At 64.5% G+C, this 21889-nt stretch carries 19 protein-coding genes and 2 pseudogenes; 11 read left to right on the top strand and 10 right to left on the bottom strand.

Annotated features, from left to right (window positions below; all coding sequences use genetic code 11):
• Nucleotides 1–35 precede the first annotated feature (35 nt).
• The 4 genes and pseudogenes from GT370_RS16970 to GT370_RS16955 all read right to left on the bottom strand — a co-directional run bounded on the left by GT370_RS16970 (nucleotide 36) and on the right by GT370_RS16955 (nucleotide 2517).
• Nucleotides 36–1159 (bottom strand): annotated as a pseudogene (locus tag GT370_RS16970) (5-(carboxyamino)imidazole ribonucleotide synthase).
• Complete coding sequence (gene purE / locus GT370_RS16965; protein WP_008495046.1) at nucleotides 1159–1641, bottom strand: 5-(carboxyamino)imidazole ribonucleotide mutase; 483 nt, start codon at nucleotides 1639–1641, stop codon at nucleotides 1159–1161. Before purE ends, GT370_RS16970 begins: the two are co-directional and overlap by 1 nt.
• A complete protein-coding gene (locus GT370_RS16960; RefSeq protein ID WP_008495045.1) occupies nucleotides 1638–1841 on the bottom strand; it encodes a YdcH family protein in 204 nt (67 codons plus the stop codon). Before GT370_RS16960 ends, purE begins: the two co-directional genes overlap by 4 nt.
• A gap of 94 nt (nucleotides 1842–1935) precedes the next feature.
• Entirely contained in the window at nucleotides 1936–2517 is a 582-nt protein-coding gene (locus GT370_RS16955) for a TetR/AcrR family transcriptional regulator (RefSeq protein WP_026439106.1), read from the bottom strand.
• Between the two features lie 262 nt (nucleotides 2518–2779).
• Between GT370_RS16955 and GT370_RS16950 the strand changes: the two genes are divergently transcribed.
• The 4 genes from GT370_RS16950 to GT370_RS16935 all read left to right on the top strand — a co-directional run bounded on the left by GT370_RS16950 (nucleotide 2780) and on the right by GT370_RS16935 (nucleotide 4427).
• Entirely contained in the window at nucleotides 2780–3001 is a 222-nt protein-coding gene (locus GT370_RS16950) for a hypothetical protein (RefSeq protein WP_008495043.1), read from the top strand.
• A 68-nt stretch (nucleotides 3002–3069) separates the two neighbouring features.
• Nucleotides 3070–3288 carry a hypothetical protein gene (locus GT370_RS16945; protein ID WP_008495042.1) on the top strand — a complete coding sequence of 73 codons (219 nt, stop codon included), beginning with the start codon at nucleotides 3070–3072 and terminating at the stop codon, nucleotides 3286–3288.
• 176 nt (nucleotides 3289–3464) lie between these two features.
• Nucleotides 3465–3716, top strand: a complete 252-nt coding sequence (locus tag GT370_RS16940) for a hypothetical protein (RefSeq protein ID WP_144052803.1) — start codon at nucleotides 3465–3467, stop codon at nucleotides 3714–3716.
• Between the two features lie 210 nt (nucleotides 3717–3926).
• Nucleotides 3927–4427, top strand: a complete 501-nt coding sequence (locus GT370_RS16935; RefSeq protein WP_008495040.1) for a DUF2147 domain-containing protein — start codon at nucleotides 3927–3929, stop codon at nucleotides 4425–4427.
• A 320-nt stretch (nucleotides 4428–4747) separates the two neighbouring features.
• Here the strand turns inward: GT370_RS16935 and GT370_RS16930 are convergent, their stop codons facing one another.
• Nucleotides 4748–5674: an alpha/beta hydrolase gene (locus GT370_RS16930; protein WP_039885518.1), complete on the bottom strand. Its 927-nt coding sequence runs from the start codon at nucleotides 5672–5674 to the stop codon at nucleotides 4748–4750.
• 163 nt (nucleotides 5675–5837) lie between these two features.
• Here GT370_RS16930 and GT370_RS16925 point away from each other — a divergent pair, with 163 nt between their 5' ends.
• The 5 genes from GT370_RS16925 (at nucleotide 5838) to GT370_RS16905 (ending at nucleotide 15962) form a co-directional block, all read left to right on the top strand.
• Nucleotides 5838–7067, top strand: a complete 1230-nt coding sequence (locus GT370_RS16925) for a glycosyltransferase (protein WP_008495038.1) — start codon at nucleotides 5838–5840, stop codon at nucleotides 7065–7067.
• On the top strand, nucleotides 7064–8632 hold the full coding sequence (locus GT370_RS16920; protein WP_270183432.1) for an oligosaccharide flippase family protein: 1569 nt from the start codon (nucleotides 7064–7066) through the stop codon (nucleotides 8630–8632). The genes GT370_RS16925 and GT370_RS16920 overlap by 4 nt, the downstream gene beginning before the upstream one ends.
• 83 nt (nucleotides 8633–8715) lie before the next feature.
• Nucleotides 8716–13320, top strand: coding sequence for an alpha-2-macroglobulin family protein (locus GT370_RS16915; protein WP_270183431.1), 4605 nt, complete (start codon nucleotides 8716–8718; stop codon nucleotides 13318–13320).
• A 172-nt stretch (nucleotides 13321–13492) separates the two neighbouring features.
• Complete coding sequence (locus GT370_RS16910) at nucleotides 13493–14005, top strand: hypothetical protein (protein ID WP_270183430.1); 513 nt, start codon at nucleotides 13493–13495, stop codon at nucleotides 14003–14005.
• A gap of 58 nt (nucleotides 14006–14063) precedes the next feature.
• Entirely contained in the window at nucleotides 14064–15962 is a 1899-nt protein-coding gene (locus GT370_RS16905) for a transglycosylase domain-containing protein (RefSeq protein WP_051060371.1), read from the top strand.
• Nucleotides 15963–15999: 37 nt separating this feature from the next.
• Here the strand turns inward: GT370_RS16905 and GT370_RS16900 are convergent, their stop codons facing one another.
• The 5 genes and pseudogenes from GT370_RS16900 to GT370_RS16880 all read right to left on the bottom strand — a co-directional run bounded on the left by GT370_RS16900 (nucleotide 16000) and on the right by GT370_RS16880 (nucleotide 19451).
• Nucleotides 16000–16830: a PIG-L family deacetylase gene (locus GT370_RS16900; RefSeq protein ID WP_270183429.1), complete on the bottom strand. Its 831-nt coding sequence runs from the start codon at nucleotides 16828–16830 to the stop codon at nucleotides 16000–16002.
• A complete protein-coding gene (locus GT370_RS16895; protein WP_008495032.1) occupies nucleotides 16830–17957 on the bottom strand; it encodes a glycosyltransferase in 1128 nt (375 codons plus the stop codon). The genes GT370_RS16900 and GT370_RS16895 overlap by 1 nt, the downstream gene beginning before the upstream one ends.
• Before the next feature lie 20 nt (nucleotides 17958–17977).
• A pseudogene (gene spt, locus GT370_RS16890) lies at nucleotides 17978–19011 on the bottom strand (serine palmitoyltransferase).
• A 14-nt stretch (nucleotides 19012–19025) separates the two neighbouring features.
• The gene (locus tag GT370_RS16885; RefSeq protein WP_270183428.1) at nucleotides 19026–19193 is read right to left on the bottom strand and encodes a hypothetical protein; all 168 of its coding nucleotides are present in this window, start codon (nucleotides 19191–19193) and stop codon (nucleotides 19026–19028) included.
• Between the two features lie 6 nt (nucleotides 19194–19199).
• Entirely contained in the window at nucleotides 19200–19451 is a 252-nt protein-coding gene (locus GT370_RS16880) for an acyl carrier protein (RefSeq protein ID WP_008495030.1), read from the bottom strand.
• Nucleotides 19452–19642: 191 nt separating this feature from the next.
• On the opposite strand from GT370_RS16880, the gene lptF reads away from it, so the two are divergent.
• Together lptF and lptG are read left to right on the top strand one after the other, a co-directional pair.
• Nucleotides 19643–20791 (top strand): LPS export ABC transporter permease LptF, encoded by a 1149-nt coding sequence (gene lptF, locus GT370_RS16875; protein ID WP_008495029.1) that lies wholly within the window; start codon nucleotides 19643–19645, stop codon nucleotides 20789–20791.
• A complete protein-coding gene (lptG, locus tag GT370_RS16870) occupies nucleotides 20781–21866 on the top strand; it encodes an LPS export ABC transporter permease LptG (RefSeq protein WP_008495028.1) in 1086 nt (361 codons plus the stop codon). The genes lptF and lptG overlap by 11 nt, the downstream gene beginning before the upstream one ends.
• The last annotated feature ends 23 nt before the right edge of the window (nucleotides 21867–21889 follow it).

Raw genomic sequence — 21889 nt, 5'->3', positions numbered from 1 at the left:
TCGCCGCTTTTTGAAAAAAGCGGCACCAAAAACTTTTACGATTTTTCCGCCAGAGCCAGGGCATCTTCGATGCCAAATTCGCCCGGCAACGCGCCTTTGGGGAAGAGGCGATTGAAATGCGCCATCTTGCGGCCGGGGCGGGCTTCGGTCTTGCCGTAATGATGCGGGATCAGCCCCGGCGTCGCCAGCACGCGCGGCCACAGCGCCATGTCCTCCGGGCCGATCAGGTTTTTCATCACCGCGTCCGAATGCCGCACTGCCGGCGGCAGCGGCAGGCCCGCCACGGCGCGGATATGCATCTCGAACTGCCCGCAGGGGCAGGCATCCATCGTCCAATGGCCGGAATTATGCGGTCGCGGGGCGATCTCATTCACCACCAGCGCGCCGGTTGCGGTGACGAACATCTCCACCCTAGCAGCCCGACCAGCGCCAGCGTCTCGGCGATCAGCCGGGCGATGTTTTGCGCCTCCTCCAGAATCTCCGGCCCGAAGGGCGCCGGGGCGATGGTGAGGTCGAGAATATGATGCTTGTGGCGGTTCTCCACCGCGTCAAAACAGACGATGGTGCCGTCCACCCCGCGCGCCACCATCACCGAGATCTCGGCGGCGAAATCCACGAAGCCTTCCAGAACCAGCGGCTTCGGCGCCAGGTTTTCGAAGGCGGGCGCCAGATCTTCCGGGGCGCGCAGCATGGCCTGGCCCTTGCCGTCATAGCCCAGCCGGGTGGTTTTCAGCACCGCCGGCAGGCCGAGTTCGGCTACCGCCGCCTCCAACTCCGCCAGGCTCTCCACCTTCGCCCAGGGCGCGGTGGCGATGCCGGCATCGTTGAGGAATTGCTTCTCCAGCAGCCTGTCCTGGCTGATGGCAAGGATTTTCGCCCCCGGCCGCACCGGCTTCAGGCTCTCCAGCAGCGCCAGCGAGGCGGCGGGCAGGTTTTCGAATTCGAAGGTGATCACATCCACCGCCTCGGCGAAGGATCGTAGCGCTTCGAGATCATCGTACGCGGCGATTATGGTGCGCGCCGCCACCTGCGCCGCCGGGCCGTCCGGCTCGGGCGAGAACACATGCACGAGAAACCCCAGCCGCGCCGCCGCCTGGGCGGACATCCGCCCAAGCTGGCCACCGCCGATCATGCCGATCACCGATCCGGGCGGCAGCATCAGACCGGGTCCTCCGGCACGCTTTCCGTCTGCTCGGATCGCAGCGCTGCGACGCGGGCCGCCAAGTCCGGGTCGGAGAGCGCCAGAATCGAGGCCGCCAAAATCCCGGCATTGATCGCGCCGGGCTTGCCGATCGCCAGCGTGCCGACGGGAATCCCGCCTGGCATCTGCACGATGGAGAGCAGCGCATCCTGCCCGTTCAGCGCGGTGACGGCCACGGGCACGCCCAGCACCGGCAGATTGGTCATCGAGGCCGCCATGCCCGGCAGATGCGCCGCCCCGCCCGCCCCGGCGATGATGATCTTCAGCCCGCGCGCCTGCGCGCTGCCGGCATACTCGACCAGCCGATGCGGGGTCCGATGCGCAGAAACCACCTTGGCCTCATAGGGCACGCCAAGCTTTTCAAGCATGTGCGCGGCATGTTCCATCACCGGCCAGTCCGAACGGCTGCCCATGATAATCCCGACCAGAGGCTGGCTCATGCCGTGCGGTCCGGGATCAACCGGCTTTCCAGCCGGGAAATCTCATCTTTCAAACCGAGTTTCCGCTTCTTCAATCTTTGCAGATGCAGCTGATCCACCGGACCTAGGTCGGTAATCCGCGTGATGACGGTATCGAGGTCCCGGTGCTCGCTGCGCAACGCATGCAGCCGGCGCAGCAGATTGTCTTTGTCGGTCAGCATGGGCGAGCAATAGAGAAATTCCCGCGCCGCGCATACGGGAATTTTGCAGTCCCCGTGCGATTTCCGCAGGCCGGAGCCGGCCGCGCTTGTGCCGTTATTTCAGCACCTTCTGCAGGATCTGGCGGCGGCAGCGCTCGATCGGGCTGGGGTTCTGCACCACCCGCGCGATCAGGATCGCGCCCTGCAGGGAGCTATAGATGAAGCCGGCCGTATCCAGGCAATCCAGATCCGGCGCCAGCTCGCCGGAGGCGACACCTTCCTCCAGCGCCTGCGCCAGCGCATCGCGGATATCCTGGAAAATTTTCGCCAGACGCAGCCGCAGCACCTCGGACTGGTCCGCCACTTCGGCGCAGAAATTGCCGACCAGGCAGCCGCCCCGCATGTTGCTGGCGGTGAGGTTTTCGATCACATGGTCGAAGTAAGACGCTACACGCTCGCGCACCGGACGGGAGCGGTCATGGAAGGTCTTGCCGATCACCTCCTGCACGCGCTCATGATAGCGCTCCAGAATTTCCAGCCCGAACATCTCCTTTGAGGGGAAATGATTGGTGAAGGAGCCCAGCGGGACGCTGGCGGCACTGGCAATGTCGCGCACCGAGGCCCCGGAAAAGCCCCGCTCATGAACGACGCGGAGGCCTTCAGTGAGGATTTTTTCGCGGTTTGAGGGTCTAGCCATGGGTTTGATCGCATCTATTGCAGAACATGATGCTCATTAAGTACGTTCGTACGTCTTAAAGCGCAAGAAAAAAGCACAAAAACCAAGAGAAAGCTGCACTCGATTGCGATTATCGCATGACTATTAGATTTGCATGCAAAAAACACATGACTGAGTTTACGTACGTCCGTTCTAATTTGCCTTGCAAGCGTACGTACGTCCATCTAAATCAGGCTCATCGAAAGGGCGACCTGCCCCGCCGAACTGAAAAGGAAATCTTCTCATGTCTCGTTTCACCGCTTTCGCCTCCGCCGCTCTGATCGCCGCTTCCCTGGCCCCGATCGCCGCCAACGCGCAGTCCTACCGTCAGGCCACCAGCGTTGCCTCTTATAATCAGCAGTCCAACCAGAATATCCCGGCCTTCCAGACCAATGCCGGCAACCACCGCATGCCGGTCGCCGATCGCCAGGTTGGCGGCCCGATCTCTGACAGCACGGCTGGCTAAGCCAGGCCCGGCTCAATCCGCCGCAAAGCGCCCCCCTTTAGACATCCAGCTCAATTCAGGAGTGTATCATGAACCGCATCTCTCAAATCGCTTCCGCCGCCCTGCTGGCCGCCTCCCTGGCCCCTGTCGCCGCGATCGCCGCACCCGGCAATTTCCAGGTGAACACCAGCGTCGCCCAGTATAATCCGCAGGCGAACCAGGCCGCCCAGGGTGGTTTCGCCGGCAAGCAGACCCCGGTTGCCCTGCGCCATGTCGGCGGCGCCGCGTCCGACAGCACCGGCGGCTAATCCGCCCCTGTGAGATCAACGGCCGCCTTGCGGATCAGACCGGCGAAAGCCGAACCGCCTGGATAGCGGCCCCTCTCATCTCCCAGATGCAATGGCTCGAAATACCGAAGCGGCGGCGCCCTGCCGCACGCTCCGGGCCTTGCTCCCAGAATTTCATTTCAGAAAAAGAGTGTATCATGCCTCGTATGTCTCGTTTCGCGGCCGCCGCGTTGCTGGCTGTTTCTCTGGCTCCCTTCGCCGCCCAGGCCCGCCCTGGCGATATCCGCCCCAGCGCCCCGCGCCATCTGGTACGTATTGCCCCGCCCCCGCAGGCCAGCCAGCTTCATGGGCGCAGCGCTGAGAATGGCCGGGTGCCGGTTCAGTTCGGTACCGCGCCGGGTGCTGTCGATTATGCGAATAATGCTGGCCAGAGCGATATTTCCGGCTAGAGCGCTTTCAGCCTGACCGTAAACGGTCAGCGCGCTCTCACTGTTTGTTGTGGCGAGCAACTTTATGTCCCTGAATGATTCCCGTCAGGGTCATGTTGCTCTCGCACAACCGCCCACGGCCTGGCGGTGCCGTAAACCAGCCCTTCCAGACCGCCTCGCCTGGCCGCGCCCGCGGCGACGGGAAGGCTCTGCAACCCAAGGAATTTCGTGATGTCGAGCGAACGTTTCGCGGCCCTGCTCTCCTGGGCGGGCATAGCAACCGTGCTTGTGCTCTGCCTTGGACTCTCCGTCCTCCCGGCCCGCGCGGCAACGCCTGGCCCCGTAGGAAGCTGGGTCACCGCCAGCCATGACGCGGTCATTCAAATCTCCCCCTGCGGCGATAAATTATGCGGCGCCATCGAGGGCATGGTGCTCAACCAGACCGAGCCCACCCCTACCGATTGGGCCGGCCAGAGCCAATGCGGGCTGGTCATTCTACAGGCTGACGCCAATGCGCGCCGCCAGGATGATGGCAGCCGCGCCTGGTATGGCCATATCACCAACCCTCGCAACGGCTCGGTCTATCAGATCAAGCTGACGCTGGACCGGCAGGGCGAGCTGCGGCTGCGCGGCTATGTCGGGCTGCCGCTTTTTGGCGCGACCCAGACCTGGAGCGCCTTTCAGGGCCAGCTTGCCGCCAAGGATTGCCGGTTGAGCGGCATCTCCAGCTGAGAAAAGACGGCCGAATCATCGCTTGATGATAATGATAACTATTCTCATTGACTCGTGCCGGCGATCTGCTACTCTGCCCGCGTGGCTCCATCTCGATCTGGACATCCGGATGGCTTCATGGCCGGGCGGCGCTCTTGGGCGCCTCTCCCGGGGATCGCGTTAAACTTGGCAAAGCCATTGGGGCGTTCACATTGTGAACGCCCTCTTTTTTGCCTGCTAGAGCGTATTCCGTTCACGTTGGTGCAGGGAATACGCTCTAGCTTTTTGTTCGAGCGAGCAACTTTATCCGATCAAACGAGTCCGTTTGATCGGACGTTGCTCTAGCTGACCAGCATGCCCTGGGCGCGCAGCCAGTTTTCATACCAGCCCGGCCAATCCATTGTCGGCGTGCCGGGGCGGCCCATGGCAAAGCCATGGCCGCCGCTGGGGAGCTGGTGAAAATCCACCTGCACGCCGGCGCGCCTGCAGGCCTGCGCCATGATGATGGTGTTGGCGGGGTTGGAAATCGGGTCGTCCTTGGCCTGCACCAGGAAGAAAGGCGGGGCGCCGGGGCGCAGATGCGTCTGCACCGACCATTCCGCCCGGGCCTGTGTATCCGCATCCTGGCCGACCAGGATTTTCGCGGTGGAGGTATGCTGATAAGGCGCCTCCAGCGTGATGATGGGATAGGCGAGTGCTGCATTGTCCGGCCGGGCGGAGAGAAAATCCGCCCCGTCCACCGGCGCGTAAGAACGAAAATCCGACCAGTCCGCCGCCAGCCCCATCAGATGCCCGCCGGCGGAGAAGCCCAGCACGCCGAGCCTTTGCGCATCCAGCCCATCGTTTTTGGCGCGGGCGCGGATGAGGCGAATGGCGCGTTGCGCATCTTGAAACGGCGCCTGCGCGCCGGCTGCCCAGCCCTCGCCCGGCATCCGGTAGGCCAGGGTGAAGGCGGTGATGCCGCGTGCGTTCAGCCAAAGCGCGGCCGGGTCGGCCTCCGTGCCCATCTCGATATGGCGGTAGCCGCCACCGCCGGCCACCAGCACGGCCGCGCCGTTCGGGCTCTGCGGGCGGTAGAGGGTGAGATAGGGGGCGGGAATGTCGCGCACGCTGCCCTTGGTGTTGACCCGCTCCGGCCCTTGCGGCCCTCCCCCGCCCGGCGGCGTGCCTGGCCAGAGCGGGATGCGCTCGGGCGTGGTGCCGGCCAGGGCGGCAGGGGCGACAAGGGCGGCACCGGCGGCGGCGAGAAGGGGGCGGCGGCCGATCATCTGCGTCTCCATGGGCTGTTCATGACAGAGCTAATTCTGCCGATAATGCGCGTCCGCGGCAATTTGCAACGGAGCGTGACAGCCGGGCTTATTGATCCCGCCCCTGGAACGCGGGTAGGTATCCGCGCCGGGTTCCCGGCCTGTTTCTGATCGCCGGGACCATATGAAAATCCTCTTCGCCTTTGAAAACCCCCTGCCCAGCGCCGAGGCGGATGCGGAAGTGTTCACCACCACGGCGCGCTATCTGGCCCCGCATCTGGATGCGGCCTGGCTGCATGTGCCGATGGCGCCGGACAATCTGCCGGGGCTGACCGCGCGGCTGGGCATGCCGCTGATCAGCGCCTTCGCGCCGCTGAAGCCGGCGGCCTGGCGGCATATTCTGTGCGGGCTGACAATCGGGCTGCGCAGCGCCTTCAGGGCCGCGGATCTGGTTTATACCCGCAATCTCTGGGTGGCGTGGATGGCGCTGCGCTGCGGGCAGCGCGTGGTGTTCGACCATTACCGCCCCTGGCCGGATCAGATTCCGCCGCTGCAATATTGGCTCTACAAACTGTTCAGCCATAAGCGATTCCTGGGCTCGGTCTGCCATTCCGAATATACCAGGCAGAAATATATCGAGCTCGGCGTGCCGCCGGAGAAGCTGCGCTGCATCCATAACGGCTTCGAGCCGCAGCGTTTCGCCGCGCCGGTTCCGCTGGCCGAGGCGAAGGCGCGCATCGGCATCGATCCGGCCACGAAAACCGTGATCTATACCGGGCGGGTGAACCATAAGAAGGGGCTGGAGCTGGTGATCGAGGCGGCGAAGCGGCTGCCGCAGCTCACCTTCCTGTTCGTCGGCTCCTATGGCGAGGGCTCGGTGGAGGCGCTGGCGAAGAGCGTGCCGAATGTGGTGATCGTGCCCTGGCAGACCGAGGCGACGCTGGGCAATTACATCCATGCCGCCGATGTGTTGCTGATCCCGCCTTCCTTCCAGCCGCTGGCGAAGTTCGGCTCCACCGTGCTGCCGCTGAAGTTGTTCTTTTATCTCGGCTCCGGTCGGCCGATTCTGGCGGGGAATACGCCGGACGTGGCCGAGGTGCTGAAGCATGACCAGAACGCGCTGCTGGTGCAGCCGGATGATCTGGAGGCGCTGGTCGCGGGGCTTTCGGCGCTGACCGGCGATGAGGCGCTGGCTGCCAGGCTCGCGGCCGGCGCGGCAACGGACAGCCTGGGCTATACCTGGGCGGCGCGGGCGGAGAAGATTATCGCGCAGGTGAAAGACTGGGCGGCGGATGCCACGCCGCGCCCCGGGCTGTGGGGGGCAGCGCAGAGTGCGCGCTGGCGCCAGGGCTCGGCGCGCTGGCTGCTTCATTTCATCCGCACCCGCGCCCCGGTTTTGCCGCCGGACGCATGAGCGAAAACGAGCATCAGCGCCATCTCGGGCGCGGCTTCAACTGGCTGGGCGGGGCCGCCATCGTCGCCAAGGTGACCGATTTCGCCACCATCGTCGCGGTTCTGGTGTTTTTGACCAAGACTCAGGTTGGCATCGGCTCGCTGGTGCTGGCGGTGGGCATGGTGGTGGAGGCGTTTGATGGCTTGGGCACCGGCGATGCGCTGGTGCAGGCGAAGGCGGTGAGCCGGGAGGCTTTATCCTCGCTGTTCTGGTTCATTCTGGTGCTGGCGGTGATTGTGGGAGGGGCCGCGGTGGCGCTCTCGCCGGCGATTGGCTGGTTATATGGCGTTTCCGGCGTGAAGCTGTACTTCCTGGCGCTGGCGGCGAAGCAGCCGCTGGTGGGGGCGGCGGTGATTCCTCTGGCCTTGCTGAATCGCGCGCTGGCCTATGAGAAAATCGCCATGGTGAATGTCGGCGCGACCTTCGGCGCGGCTTTGGTGCGGTTTGGCATCGCGGTGGCGGGCGGCGGGGCCTGGGCGCTGGTGGGCGGGTATTTTGCCTCCGGCGTGTTCATTCTGGCGGGCGCGTTGTTGGCGAATCGCTTTGTGCCGCGCCGGCATTTTGCCTTTGGCGAGATCAGGGCGCTGGTGGATTTCGGCTGGCGCTCGGCCAGCGCGAATATCTTCGAGCAGATTTTCAAGAATATCGATTTCCTGCTGGTTGGCTGGTTTTACGGGCCGGCGATGCTGGCGGTGTACCGGGTGGCGTTTGACGTGGCGATGGAGCCGGCGATGGCGGTGGGCACCATCGTCAACCGCGCGGCACAGCCGGTATTCGCGAAAGTCGCGGCGGCGCCTGCGGAGTTGCGGGCCGCTTTGTTATGGTCGCTGCAGCGTCTGGCGAGCTTGGTGGCGCCGTGCATGGCGGGGCTGGGGCTGATGGCGGTACCGCTGATGGGGCTGCTGCATGATTCTCAAGGCCGCAGCTATGCGGATGCGGCGCGGCCCTTGCAGATTCTGGCGGCGGCAGCGGTGCTGCGCATCGCCTCGCAATTGATCACGCCGCTGCTGCTGGGCACCGGGCAGCCGGGCAAGGCGGCAAGCCTCTCCTTCGCGACATTGCTGATGCTGGGCGGGTTTATTCTCACGGCGGGGATTTTCGTGCATGGCGAGGCGGGGCTGCTGGCGGTCTCGGCGGCGTGGCTGGCGGTGTATCCGTTTTTGCTGAGCTGGAGTGTGGGGTATTTGCGCCGGGAATGGGAAATTTCCGCGCTGGCGCTGGCGAAACCGTTTTTGCGGCCGGCTTTGGCGGTGGTTGGGATGGTGGGGCTGTGCCTGGCGGCGCGGGCACTGCCTTATGGCGGCACGGCGGCGGGGCGGATTGCGGCGGCGGTGGTGGCGACGGGGTTGGGATATGGGGGGTTGGTTTGGGGGCGACGGGGTAAAGGGGGAGCGGCATCACGCAGAAGCTTCGGTGTGTCCGCTCAGCGCCCTTTATTGCCGCTCCGGCCCAGTTTCGGCTGGCCTGAAAGCGGACGTCAAGTTGCTCTTAGTAACGAACTTCCCCCCAGCATTGAACCTAGCTAGTCTGCACTCAACCACAGGCCGTTTTGTGGAAAAAAGTCAGGGTTTGGCGTCAGCGCTAGGTTGGACAGGAGTTAGAGCAGACCATGCATCCTTATGCCCGCAATGTGCTTCTTGGCCTCGTCCTCCTGTCTGTTGGTCTGGTCGCCCCATCCGCCGTGGCTCAAAATGCCACAGCTTCGTCCGGTAATGTGGCATCCGCGCCACCATTGCCGGTAACGCCGATCATTGAGGATATCGATAAAATTCTCCCCGGCCTTGGCGCCGACGCTCAGCAACTGGCTTTTGGCTTTGCCAGCAACACGGGCTGGAGCGCCTCGCTCCAAGGCGAAATTGCCACGGATGACGCGGCAATGCAGGCTGCCCGCAAGGCCCAGGATTGGCAAGGCTTGCGCCAAGCCAGCCAGAACCGGCTCAACCTCTATGCAAACCAAAGCCCAGAACCTTGGCTCGATCTTGCCGAGGCCGATCTCAACGGTGCCGGCCCGGCCGCGGAAGCGTTGCAGGCCGCTTATCTTGGCCTGCAAAATGCCGGCCATGACCACAACCCGGCAGCGGCAAGCTGGCGGGCGCTGAACCTCATGCGCCAGGCGCTTGGCCAGCAGGGCAATCACGGCGCGGAAATCCGCCTACTTGGCGCAATGGTATCGGCATATCCGCGGGAGGCCCCGCTCCGTGCCACGCTGGACCAGGCGATGACGGCGTACGGGTTTGCAGTCCGTAAAGTGGATAGCTACCCGCAATCCTTCCCCGCCCGCGCCTGCATTTCCTTCACCGTCGACCTTCCACAGGGCATGGCGCACCCGGGCGACTATGTCACCACGCAGCCTGCCATAGAAGATCTTGCTGTTACGGAGACGAACGGCCAGCTTTGTCTTTCTGGACTGACACCAGGGGCAACAACCACGGTTATCCTGCATCCTGGCTTACCGGGAATTGCCGGTACTGCGTTGAAAGAGCAACGCAGCATCAAGGTCACACTCGCTAACCGCCAACCCGCGCTGTTCGCCGATCCAAACCATTTTATCATCCCCGCGAATAATCCGCCCGCGATAGGATTTTCCGGCGTCAACATCTCGAAGGTAAAAATAAAAATCGCGCGCGTTTCCGAACGCAGTCTGCTCAATTTCCTATCGAATCACCCGCTACTCAATCCTGGCGCCTATAATCCCGGCCTCAATGGCAATACCGCGCCGATCATCTTCACGGGCAGCGCCGCTGTACCGGGTTTTGAGCAGAACCGCTTGGTGCATGCCACCCTGCCGCTTTCAACGGTGATGACAAAGCCTGGACTTTACGCCGTCTCGCTCGCACCGGATGATGGTACCCCCAACGATGATGGCTCTCTGAATCTGCAACAATTAGTGCTGCGCACGAATATTGCGCCAACAAGCTGGTGGGGCCGGAACGGGCTGACCGTGCAACTCCGTCGGTTTACCGATGCCTCGATGATCGCTGGCGCCAAAGTCGCGCTCATCGCCTCGGATAATGCGGTCCTCGATACGGCGGTTACGGATTCGAACGGCATCGCCCATTTTGCGGCGCCGCTGATGAATGGCGCGCAGGCGCAGGCCCCCGTGGCGCTGCATATCACTGACCCAGATGGAGATTTCACCCTCACCGACCTGAATGCCGCCCCATTCGACCTGACAGATCGTGGTGTTTCCGGCCAGGCCCAGCCTCAGCCAGTTGATCCCTACCTCTGGCTCGACCGCGGCATTTACCGGCCCGGCGAAACCGTCAATCTCGGCGCTCTGTTGCGCGATCCGGCCATGAAGCCGCTCGGCATACCCTTACGCCTGATCGTCTATCGTCCCGGCGGCCAGGTCTTCATTGATGAGGTGACAAAGTGGACGGATGATTCGTCCCTTGTCACACAAATTCACCTTCCTGCCGGAGCGCAAGCGGGCGACTGGCGCATCTCCCTCCAGGAGGGCGAAAACGGCCCTGTAGTCGCACAGCGCAGCTTCACGGTTGCGGCCTTCGTACCCGCAAAGCTGGCGATCAGCTTCGCGTCACACGGCCCTCTCGCGCCCGGAAAAATAGATAATCTGCCTATATCGGTCGAATTTCTTTACGGCGCGCCGGGGGCGGGCCTCACCGGCACGGCAAGCGTGCGGGTAAATGCCGATCCGTCGCCGTTTCCCGCCTATGAGGGATACACGTTCGGCCTTCGCCATGAGATCGTCAACGTGCCGATGCTGCAGCCGGACCTGCCGGAAACCGATGCAACCGGCGCGGCATCGATCCCCATTGATCTAACACAGCTACCAGACGCAACCCATGCGCTGCAGGCGGCGGTCAAGGTGACAATCAACGATCCTTCAGGCCGGGCCGTAACCAAAGAGCAGACACTGAAAATCACGCCGGCGGCGCCGCTGATTGGCATCCGCCCTGGGTTCAGCGGCGGTGCGGTCGATAGCGGCACCAAGCCGGTTTTCGACATTGCCGCCGTCGCGCCAGACGGCAAACCCGTGCCGATGCAAGCCGACCTCTCCTTGGTCCGGCAGGATTATGAATGGGGCGTCATCTGGAATGATTCAGTCGCAAGCTGGCGCTATAATTATGTCAACCACAAGGTGCTGAACGAAACAATCACCATCACCCCCGGCAAGCCCTACCATCTAGTGTTGCCCGCGCTGCCGAACGGGCGCTACCGGCTACGACTGATCCAGCATTCAGGCGGTTATGCCGCGAGCTCGACGGTTTTCTATTCCGGCTGGATCACCTCGAGCCAGCCAGATGTGCCAACCAGGCTGACCGTCACCCGTGATAAAAAAACGTATAATGACGGCGATGTGGCGCAACTGCATATCAGCGCCCCCTTTGCGGGCAAGGCGGTGCTCGTGCTCGCCAATGACCATGTAATCAGCACGCGCGATTTCGAAATTCCCAAAGGCGGTGCCGATGTCAAAGTGCCGGTTTCCGCCTCCTGGGGCGCTGGCGCGTATGCAATCGTGCAGCTCTATCGTCCGGCTGCGGCCACCACACCGCCCGACCGCGCAATCGGGCTGGTCTGGCTCGGCCTGAATCCAGGCACGCACGAACTTCCCGTCGCCTTTAACGTGCAGACACTCTACCGGCCCGGCCGTGATGTGACGTTCGAGGTTAAGACTACTCCCGGGGCTTATGTTACGTTGGATGCGGTGGATGAGGGAATTTTGTCCCTGACCGGTTTCCAGTCGCCCGACCCGCTGGGCCATTTCTTCGGCAAGCGATTGCTCGGTGTCGATATACGGGATGATTACGGCGCGCTGCTCAGGCAGCCGCAGGGGCTGCAAGCGGTTTTGCATGTTGGCGGCGGCGGCGATTTCGGCCCGGCCAATCCACCAATTCCACAAAAAATCGTCTCGCTTTTCGCTGGCCCCGTCCAGGCCGGGCCGGATGGTGTGGCACGCTTCGTGATGCATCTGCCGGACTTCAACGGCAAGATCAGGTTGATGGCCGTGGCCTGGAAGGATGATGCCGTGGGCTCGGCCGCGACTGATATCATCTCCCGCCACAAGCTCATCGCCAATTTGCTGCTGCCGCGCTTTCTCTCACCCGGCGACACCGCAAATGTCGGCGTGATGCTGCAAGACCTTGATCTGCCATCAGGCCATTTTACCGTCACAGTCGCGGCGAAAGGTGCTGTCAGCGGCGGGAAAGTTTTCCCCGTCGAGCTTGCGCGCGGCGCACGCCAGGTGGTGTACACGGATGTTACCGCCAATGCCATCGGCACCGGGCATATCAGCCTCGATGTAACCGGCCCGGATGCCTACACGCAGGAGCGCCTGCGCGATATTTCGGTGCATCTGGTCCGCCCGGCCGTCACCCAGCTTACGAGTGCCGAGGTTGCGCCAGGGCAGAAGGCGGCCCTGACGCCTGACCTTAGCCCCTTCGTGCCTGGTTCGGCCAAATCCGTCATGACACTCGGGAACCATCTCCCCTTCGACCCCGCGGGTTTCCTGCAGGCACTACAACAGCGCAACCTGCCCTTCCTGGACGAGAGCGTAAGCCGCGGGCTGCCCCTTACCGCGCTCTCCGGCGCGGTTGCCGGGCCAGACCCGCAGGGGCGCTTGGCACAAGCGGTCGAAGACGTGCTCGACGACCAGCGTTACGATGGCGCCTTTGGCCTCTGGTCTTCGCAGGATTCAGCGCAGCCCTGGCTGACCGCCTATGCGACGGATTTCCTGCTCCGCGCGCGCAAGGCTGGCGCTGATATTCCCGACCCGCCGCTAAAGGCCGCGCTGTCCTGGCTGCGCCAGGAAGTTCATAATGATCCGCAGCCCGGGCAAGCGCAGATTTATGCGGCCTATGTTCTGGCGCTGGACGGGCAGGCTCCGGCCGGGGCCATACGAGTCATGGACGAAAATATCGGTGACGTAACGCATCCGCTCGCCCGCGCGCAGCTCGGTGCCGCCCTGGCAATGATTGGCGAGCCTGACAGGGCCATGCAGGCTCTCCAAGCGGCGCTGAACATCCATAACAGGGGCGGTTATTTCTGGTGGCGTGGCCAGGACTGGAATGACGGCTACGGAACACCGCTGCGCGATGCCTGGGCCGTGCCCGCCATCACCCGCGAAACGGGATTGCTGCAGCAGGATTGGCCCAGCCTTGCGGCCAATTTGCCGGGCAAGGGCCTTTCGCCCGATAGCCTGAACAGCCAGGAACTCGCCGTGGCGGGCTTGCCGCGGCGGATTTTGGGGTAAGCCAGAAACGCTCTCGGTCTCAATCGACGGCAAAGCGGCAACAAGTAGCCAAGCCATTGTTCAGAACATCGGCAAAAGCGTCACGATCACCAATAACGGGAAAGCCGCTTTGCCTGTTGTTATAGCAACCACCGGCATCCCGGCGGCGCCAGCCAAGGCCACGTCGAATGGTATGAGCCTGCAAATTGCCTTCTACACCACAGACGGTACGCCGCTCGACGTATCGCGTCTGGACCAGAACACGGTGTTCATCATGGTCATTAGCGGGCGGGCCACCGATAGCACACCGCACCACGCCGTTCTTACCGCGGGGCTGCCCGCCGGCTGGGAGCTTGCCGGCGATATTTCCAGCGGCCAGACACAACTATCCTGGCTGCCGGACCTGACCTCGCCCGATGCCAAGGCGGCGGCTGATGACCGTTACATGGCGGCCTTCACGCTCTACCCGCCCTGTTCCGATATCGACTGTTCCGATAACGGATATACACAGGAGTTTGTCACCGCCGTCGAACTCCGCGCCGTGACACAAGGGCATTTCATCCTGCCTGGCGCGGTGCTGGCCGATCTCACCCATCCTGACGAACGCGGCACAACGGCGGCGAGCGAGGTGACCGTGCTCCCGCCCGGCGCCCCGACCACACCGCCCGCCCAACCCAGCAATGCGCCTAAAGCCAAAACACCTTAGGGCGCTTGCCTGGCGCGCGCCGCTCATTCTGGCGGCGGGCGCTCTGCTCATCGCTCTGGTGGCGTATCTGTTCCCGCCCAGCCTTGCGCGGCTGCGGGAACAAGGGCGCATTATTACGGGGGAAGGCGGCGCGCCCATCGCCTATTACCCGGACGCAACGGGGGAATGGAAATTCGCCACCCCGGCCGCGGCGGTCAATCCGCTGATGCTCCGCATGCTTGTCCACATCGAGGATAAACGCTTCTGGTACAATCCTGGGGTCGATCCCGTGGCGATCCTGCGTGCCACAGCGCAATTCGTGGCTACCGGCCATGTGGTGTCCGGCGCCTCAACGCTCACTATGGAGGTGGTCCGCCTGTTGCATCCGGCGCCGCGCACCTTGGGGGTGAAGCTGCGCGAATCACTGCAGGCCATCGCTCTGAGCGAACATTATTCCAAGCGCCAAATTCTTGGCATGTGGCTCTCTCTGGCGCCGTTTGGCGGCAATATTACCGGGGTCGAAGCAGCCTCGCGGCTTTGGTTTGGTGTTTCTCCACGCAGCCTGGACCCCGCGCAGGCGGCATTGCTGATTGCCCTTTGCCGCCGGCCCGAGGCATTGCGGCCGGATTTGCACCCGCAAGCCGCCCAGCGTGCGCGTGACCACATCCTTACACAGGCCGCGCGCGACGGCGTAATCGACGCCGCTACCGCCGCCCGGGCTGAAGCAGAACCCATCCCCCGCCATTGGCAAATACTGCCGCGCCAGACGCCCCAGCTTACAATAGGCCTTGCCACGAACACGCGCACAACGCTGAACCCGGCACTAAACGCGGCGCTCGCACGTCTCGCCGGCACTGCCCTCACCACCATGCGCCCGGCCGAGTCCGTTGCCATTCTTATCATCAACGCCAAGACACGCGCTATTCGCGCCGCCTACCTTGGCGATCCCGGCAACCCCACCCGCGCGGGGTTCATCGATCTGTCCCAGGCCATTCGCTCGCCAGGTTCGGCGCTGAAACCGTTTCTCTACGGCCTCGCCTTTGCCGAGGGCTATGCCGGGCCGCGCACCTTGCTGTACGATCTGCCGCATGATTTCTCGGCCTATGGACCGGAGGATTTCACGCATAGCTTCATGGGCACGGTGAGCACTGCCACGGCGCTGCGCCGTTCGCTCAATCTTCCGGCTGTAGCCTTGCTCAACCGCTACGGCGCGGCGCGCTTCTGGTCCGCGCTGAACGCCGTTGGGGTGCCATTGGCATTGCCTTACGGGGCCGAACCCAGCCTGCCCGTTATTCTGGGTGGTGACGGCCTTACCATGCGTCAACTCGGCGCGCTTTATGCCGGTCTGGCAACAGACGGCTGTGTCGAACCCCTGCACTTCATCCACGGCCAGAAGCAACCCTGCGTGCGGCTATTGAGCGCAGACATTACCGAGGAGGTCGCTAATATCCTCACCCGGCCGCTGCCAAGCTATCTGGCAGATGGTATTGCCTGGAAAACCGGAACGAGCGCGGGCAATCGCGACGACTGGGCTATCGGCTTCGACCGGCGCCATGTCGTTATCGTCTGGGTTGGCCGGCCAGATGGAGGCGCGCTCCCCGGCGCCGCCGCAATCGGCCGCGCGGTACCAATTCTGGCCTCAACTTTTGGGCTTTTGCAGATCGATCCGCGCCAGGTTCTGCCCTCTGCCAAGCCCCTCAGCCTGAAGGCAGTGCAACAAGACACACCGCTCACCATCGCCTACCCGCCGCCGCATGCGGTCCTGGCGGATATCGGGCCGATCAGGCTGCGCGTTATTGGTGGCGTGCGGCCTCTCACATTTCTAATTGACGGCGTGCCGCTAAATTCTATTCCAGCCCTGCGCAGCGCCCACTTCGCGCCCGCCGGACCAGGCTTCTACCACCTGCGCGTCATCGATGCGAATGGTGCATCGGTTACAGAGATGCTTCAGGTCATAACAGCCACGAGTTCGCCGTAACAATAGGCATCTTCCGGTCGGACAATGTCCGGTTCTTTCATGTTGCGCTCCATAGCAGTCGGACCGCTCTCGGCCCAAACCGGGCATCGGGCTGCACAGCCCAATGTCGCTGCTGGCTCGATACCCGTCCCTTACACCCTCGCCACCCCACCCGCTTCCACCAACGCAGCCGCGTCACATCCACCAGCGCCTCACCCTCCAGGCTCTGCCAGCATTCCCGCTCCCCCGGCGGTTGCGCGTAAAGCGTCTCCGTCGCCGGCCAGGCGTGGAAGACTGACCAGGTCCAGACGCGGTGGCGCAGATAGATGCCGCGCAGGCGCCTTGCCAGGCGCATATCCGGCACCGCCCGGCGCTTTTCCGCGAACAGCGGCGCGGCGCCGAGGCGGCGGGCGAGCAACCAGCTCAGCGGGGCGACATAGTTTGAAAAGACGATGGTGAAGCCAAGCTCTTTCTGCAGCGTCTCGGCCACGCGATAGAGCTGGATATGTTCCGGATGGCCATATTCACCCCAGGGATTATGGGTGAAGACCTCGTCAACGCCCGTGAGCAGCGGGCGCAGGCGCTCCCGCAGCGTGGCGAAATTCGCATCATAGCGCGCCTGACCGGCTGCATCGTTGATCGCCATGCCGGTCGGCGTCATTTCAGCATCGTCCCAGTTCACCAGCAGCCTTGTGCCGCTTTCCGGGATGGCGAGATTGACCAGGTTGGGCAGGCCCAGCGCGGCCACGGCGCGGGCGCGGGCGGCGGCTTTCTCCGGCTTGCCGTAGGGCGCGCCATAGCAGAGCACGACCTTGTCGGCCGCGCGCAGGGCCGAACTCATCCAGAGGATTTCATCGTCAGGATGGGCGGCGACGACGACGCGGCGCATCAGGCCAGCAGCTCGTCATAGATATCTTCCAGGGCCGCGCTCTGGCGGCGAATGTCGAACTGGCGCTCGATGCGCCTGCGCGCCGCATCGCCCATGCGCAGCCGCAGCACCGGGTTGGCGAGCAGGGTGGCCATCGCCATCGCCAGCGCCTCGGGGTCCTGCGGGGGGACGAGAAAGCCGGTTTCGCCCTCGGCGATGCCCTCGGGAATGCCGCCGACGCGCGCGCCGATGCCGGGCACGCCGCAGGCGGCGGCTTCCAGCATCACCATGCCGAGCCCTTCCTCGCGGCCGGATTCGGTTTTGATGCTGGGCAGCACCAGCATGGCGGCGCGGCGCATCCAGCCCAGCACCTGCGCGTGCCCCATGCCGCCGAGGAAGTCGATGCGATCGGCAAAGCCGGTGTCCTGGGCGAGCTTTTCCAGGCTCTTGCGCAATTTGCCGTCGCCGATGAGCACCAGCCGCGCGGCCGGGTGCTGCGGGGCGATGGACGCGAAGGCGCGGATGAGGAATTGCGTGCCCTTCACCTCTTCCAGCCGGGCGACATGCAGGATGATCGGCTCCTCCTGCGCGGCCAGGCGCGGGGCGATGGCGGAGGAGTCGACGCCGATATAATGCACCCGCACCCGCTCCGGCGGAAAATCCATGGCCAGGAGCTTTTCGCGCAGGAAGTGGGAGGCGGCGAGGAACAGGCTGCCCTGGCGGGCGAGCCTGCCCCGGCGCAGCGCGTAGCGGGCCCAGGCCGGGTTGGCGAGCAGGCCGAGCTGGTTCAGCGTGGCATCAAAGCCGTGGAACGTGGTGACCAAAGGCACGCCAAGCCGGGCGGCGAGCGGCAGGGCATAGACACCCTCGACGCCGAAATGCGCGTGGATGAGGTCCGGTCGCTGGCCCTCCAGCCGGTAGAGATAAGGGTGCGGGCTGGCGGAGAGCAGATGCCAGGCCGCCGGCAGGAAGCGCAGCTTCGGCGCCAGATCTTCCAGCGCCATCGCCTCGGCGCCCGGCGGCGGCGGGCCGTAGCGCAACCGTCCCAGATAAAGCGGGCGGTAGCGGCGAAACCGCCCCGCCTGCTGGGTGATGAAAGGCTCCGAGAGGCGGAACAGATTATGCCGGAAGATCGCAACCTGGCGCATGCGGCCTCCCCCGGCGCGGGTTACTTGGCAGCGGCGAAAGCAGGCGCGCCGAGCAGCCCCAGCCTTTCGCCCACCTGCGCGAACAAGCCGATGGCCTGGTCGATCTGTTCAGGGCTGTGCGCGGCACTCACGCTGGAGCGCAGCAAAGCCAGGCCCTTGGGCGTGGCCGGCGGCAGGCTGACATTGGTGTAGAGCCCGGCCTTGAGCAGCGCCGCCCAGAAGCCGAAGGCGGCTTCCGGCGAGGGCATGATGGCGGAGACCACGGGGCTGGGTTCCGGCCCCAGCTCAAAGCCCAGCCCGGCCAGACCGCGATAGAGCCGCAGGGCGTTTTCGTTCAGGCGCTGGCGCAACTCCGGGCGGGCGCGCAGCTGGTGCAAGGCCGCTTCCGTGGCGGCGATCACGCCGGGGGGAGCGAGGCGGTGAACATATAAGGCCGCGAGACCACGCGCAGGATTTCAGCCCCGGGCATGTCCGTCACCGCGAAGCCGCCGACACCGCCGAGGCTCTTGGAGAAGGTGCCGACGATGAAATCCACATCCGCCTCAACCCCGGCCTGTTCGGCGAGGCCCCGGCCGGTGGCGCCCAGCACGCCGAGCGAATGCGCCTCGTCCACCACCAGGCAGCCGCCATATTCGCGCTTCACCGCGGCGAATTCGGCCAAAGGCGCGGTGTCGCCGAGCATCGAGTAAATGCCCTCGACGATGATCACCTTCTCGCCCGGCTCATCGGCCAGGCGGCGCAGCCGGTTGGCGAGGTCGTCCGGGCTGTTATGGCGAAAGCGCGTCACCTGGGCGTAGCCGAGGCGCGAGCCGTCATAGATGGAGGCGTGGGAATCCGCGTCCAGCAGCAGATGGTCGCCCTTGCCGGCCAAAGCCGAGATGATGCCGAGATTGGCCTGGTAGCCGGTGGAGAACACCATGCCCTGCTTGCGGCCATAGAAATCCGCCAGCGCCGCTTCCAGCTGCTGATGGCTGCCATAGCTGCCATTGGCGATGCGCGAGCCGGTGGTGCCGGTGCCGGCCGCCTGGGTCGCCGCGTTGGCCGCGGCGACCACCGCCGGGTCGTAGGTCAGGCCGAGATAATTATTGGTGCCGAGCAGCAGCGTCTCGCGCCCGCCGATGATGGCGGCGGTGGGGAGAGCACGCGCTCGAACGGCACGTTGAACGGGTTGGCGCCCGCCGCTTCCAGCCCAGCATATTGCTGCGCCAGAGCGGCGTATTTATCCAGCACGGCCATGGCGGATCAGGCGGCCTGTTTCAGGCGCTGCACGGTGGCGATGAGATCGCCCAGCGTCTCCACCTCAGCGATCTTGTCCAGCGGCACGGAAATGTCGAGCTTGTCCTCGATCTCCATGACGAAATCCATCACCGCGACGGAATCGAGCCCCAGATCCTCGATGATATGGGTATTGTCGGAGAGCGGGCGGTCCTGCGGCAGGGCGGCGCGCAATGTGTCGAAAATGATTTCGCGGATCTCGTTGGCCTGATCAGACATATCGCTGCGCGCGGCTCCTCTGCCATTGCCCGCACGGCAGGGCCGCACAGGCGGCCCATGACAAACGTGCAGGAAAAACTATACTTCTTACCAGCCCCTCTATTAAAGAGCGGGCACCGCCTTGTCACGGGCCTTTCGGGCGGCATCACGCGCCGGGCCCCCTGCTGCCTTGAGAGAGTTGGTCGAGCGCTTTGAAGACGGATCGCTATTTAACCGGTGAGATCATCCGCCCCTTTGCCGTGGTGCTGGGGATTCTGGCCTTGCTGTTCGCCGGCTACAGCCTGGCGAACATTCTCTCCGATGCCGTGAACGGGCTGCTGCCGGTGCGCGCCATCGCCGCGCTGACCGGGCTGAAATTGCTGATCTCGCTCGAAGTGCTGATCCCGATTTCGCTGTTCATCGCCGTGGTGGCCGGGTTCGGGCGGCTGCAATCGGATGGTGAGATCACTGCCATGCTGGCCCTGGGGCTGGGGCCGCGCCAGCTTTTGCGCCCGGTGATGCGCCTGGCGCTGACGCTGGGGCTGGGCGTGGCCGGGCTCTCGCTCTTCGCCCGGCCCTGGGCCTATGCCACCTCGCACGAGATCACCCGGCGGGCTGCGGTGACGCTGAATGTGAATGCGATGGAGGCCGGCACCTTCTATGCCAGCGCCAAGGGCGACCAGGTGGTATTTCTGGGCAACCGCGCCGGGCCGCACGCCGCCGCGCGGAACCTGTTCGTGGCGCGTGAACAGAACGGGCATCTGGAGATCATCACCGCCGCCAACGCCACCCCCGCGACGATGGGCGATGACGGACGGCGCATCGTGCATCTCTCGGATGCGCATATCTATCAGCTCGACCCCGGCACCCCAGCGAATGACCAGGTGCTGGACGCGCAAGGGCTGAATATCGACCCGGATGGCGCGCTGCCCGGCAAGCCCGGCTACAGCCCGGTGGCGGCGAGCAGTGCGAAGCTGTTCACCTCCTCCACCCCCGGCGACGTGGCGGAGCGGCAATGGCGGCTCTCCACCGGCATTTCCACCTTGCTGCTGGCGCTGCTGGGGGCGATTTTGAGCCGGGGCAAGCCAAGGCAGAATCGCTATGCCAAGTTCGGCCCGGCGATTCTGGCCTATTCCGCCTATTACCTGCTCTGCACCATCGCCCGCACCTGGGTGCAGCATGGCGATGTCGGCGCGTTTCCGGGGCTGTGGTGGGCGCCATGCCTGCTCGGGCTGTTCATCGCGCTGATCTGGTACGGGCCAGCGTTGCGCCGGCTTTTGCACCGGCCGGGCGAGACGCCGCGCCACCCCCACCCCGCCAACACCAACTGGCACGCCGCCACCAGCCACGATGCAGCTTGACCGTTATGTCGGCTGGGTGGTCGGCCGCGCTTTTCTGCTGTTCATCATCGGGCTCACGGCGCTGTTCAGCCTGCTCGGCTTCGTCGAGCAGCTGGGGCTGGTCGGGCAGGGGCATTACACGCTGGCCGACGCTCTGAGCTATACGGCGCTCACCGCCCCGGACCGGCTGCTGCAGCTGGCCCCGGTTTCGATGCTGCTGGCCAGCCTGCTGGGATTGGGCAGCCTGGCGAAATCCTCCGAACTCACGGCGTTTCGCAGCTTCGGCGTGTCGCAGGCCAGGATTGTCGGCGCCGTGGCCAAGCTCTGCCTGCCGATCATCCTGGCGCTGTTCCTGCTGGCGCAATTCGTCATCCCGCCGGCGCAGCAGGCCGCCCAGCGCGCCCAGGCGGCGGCCTTGGGCGATGCCCTGCCCGGGATGGTGAATGGCGGCTTCTGGGCACAGAAAGACGGGGTGTTCCTGAATGTGCAGAGCTTCGCCGATGGGCACACGCTGCACGGCGTCTCCATCTACACGCTGGCGCCGGACGGCACGCTGCGGGATGTGGTGCAGGCCGATGACGCCACCCCGCAACCCGATGGCAGCTGGGCGCTGAGCGGGGTGCATCATGAGGTCATCACCCATGGCCAGGTGGAGAGCGCACCGGCGCAGAGCCTGAGCTGGAAGCCCTTTCTTTCCACAAGGCAGCTGCAATTGCTGGCGATCCCGCCGGAGACGATGCCGCCTTTGGCGCTCTACGCCTATCTGCGGCAATTGCAGGCGCAGCATCAGCAGGCATTGCGCTATCAGCAGACCTTCTGGAGCATGGTGGCGGTGCCGCTCTCGCTGTTCGGCATGGCGCTGATCGCCGCCCCCTTCGTATTCGGGCCGCAGCGGGCCGGCGGGGCGGGGCGGCAGATCGTCATCGGGGCGCTGCTGGGCATGGTCTATCTGCTGGTGCAGCAGATTACCGGCTATCTCGGGCTGTTGCTGGCGGTGCATCCGGCGATCGCGGCCCTCGCCCCCTCGCTCGTGCTGCTGGGAGTGGGGGGCTGGCTGCTGGAGCGCAGCCATAGCCGGCTGGGGCGGGGCGGCTGAACGCCGGGGCTTGACCGGCACGC

Origin of the sequence: Acidocella sp. MX-AZ03 (assembly GCF_027626035.1) — a bacterium.
GTDB lineage: Bacteria > Pseudomonadota > Alphaproteobacteria > Acetobacterales > Acetobacteraceae > Acidocella > Acidocella facilis.
This window is presented reverse-complemented; position numbering and strand designations above follow the sequence as displayed.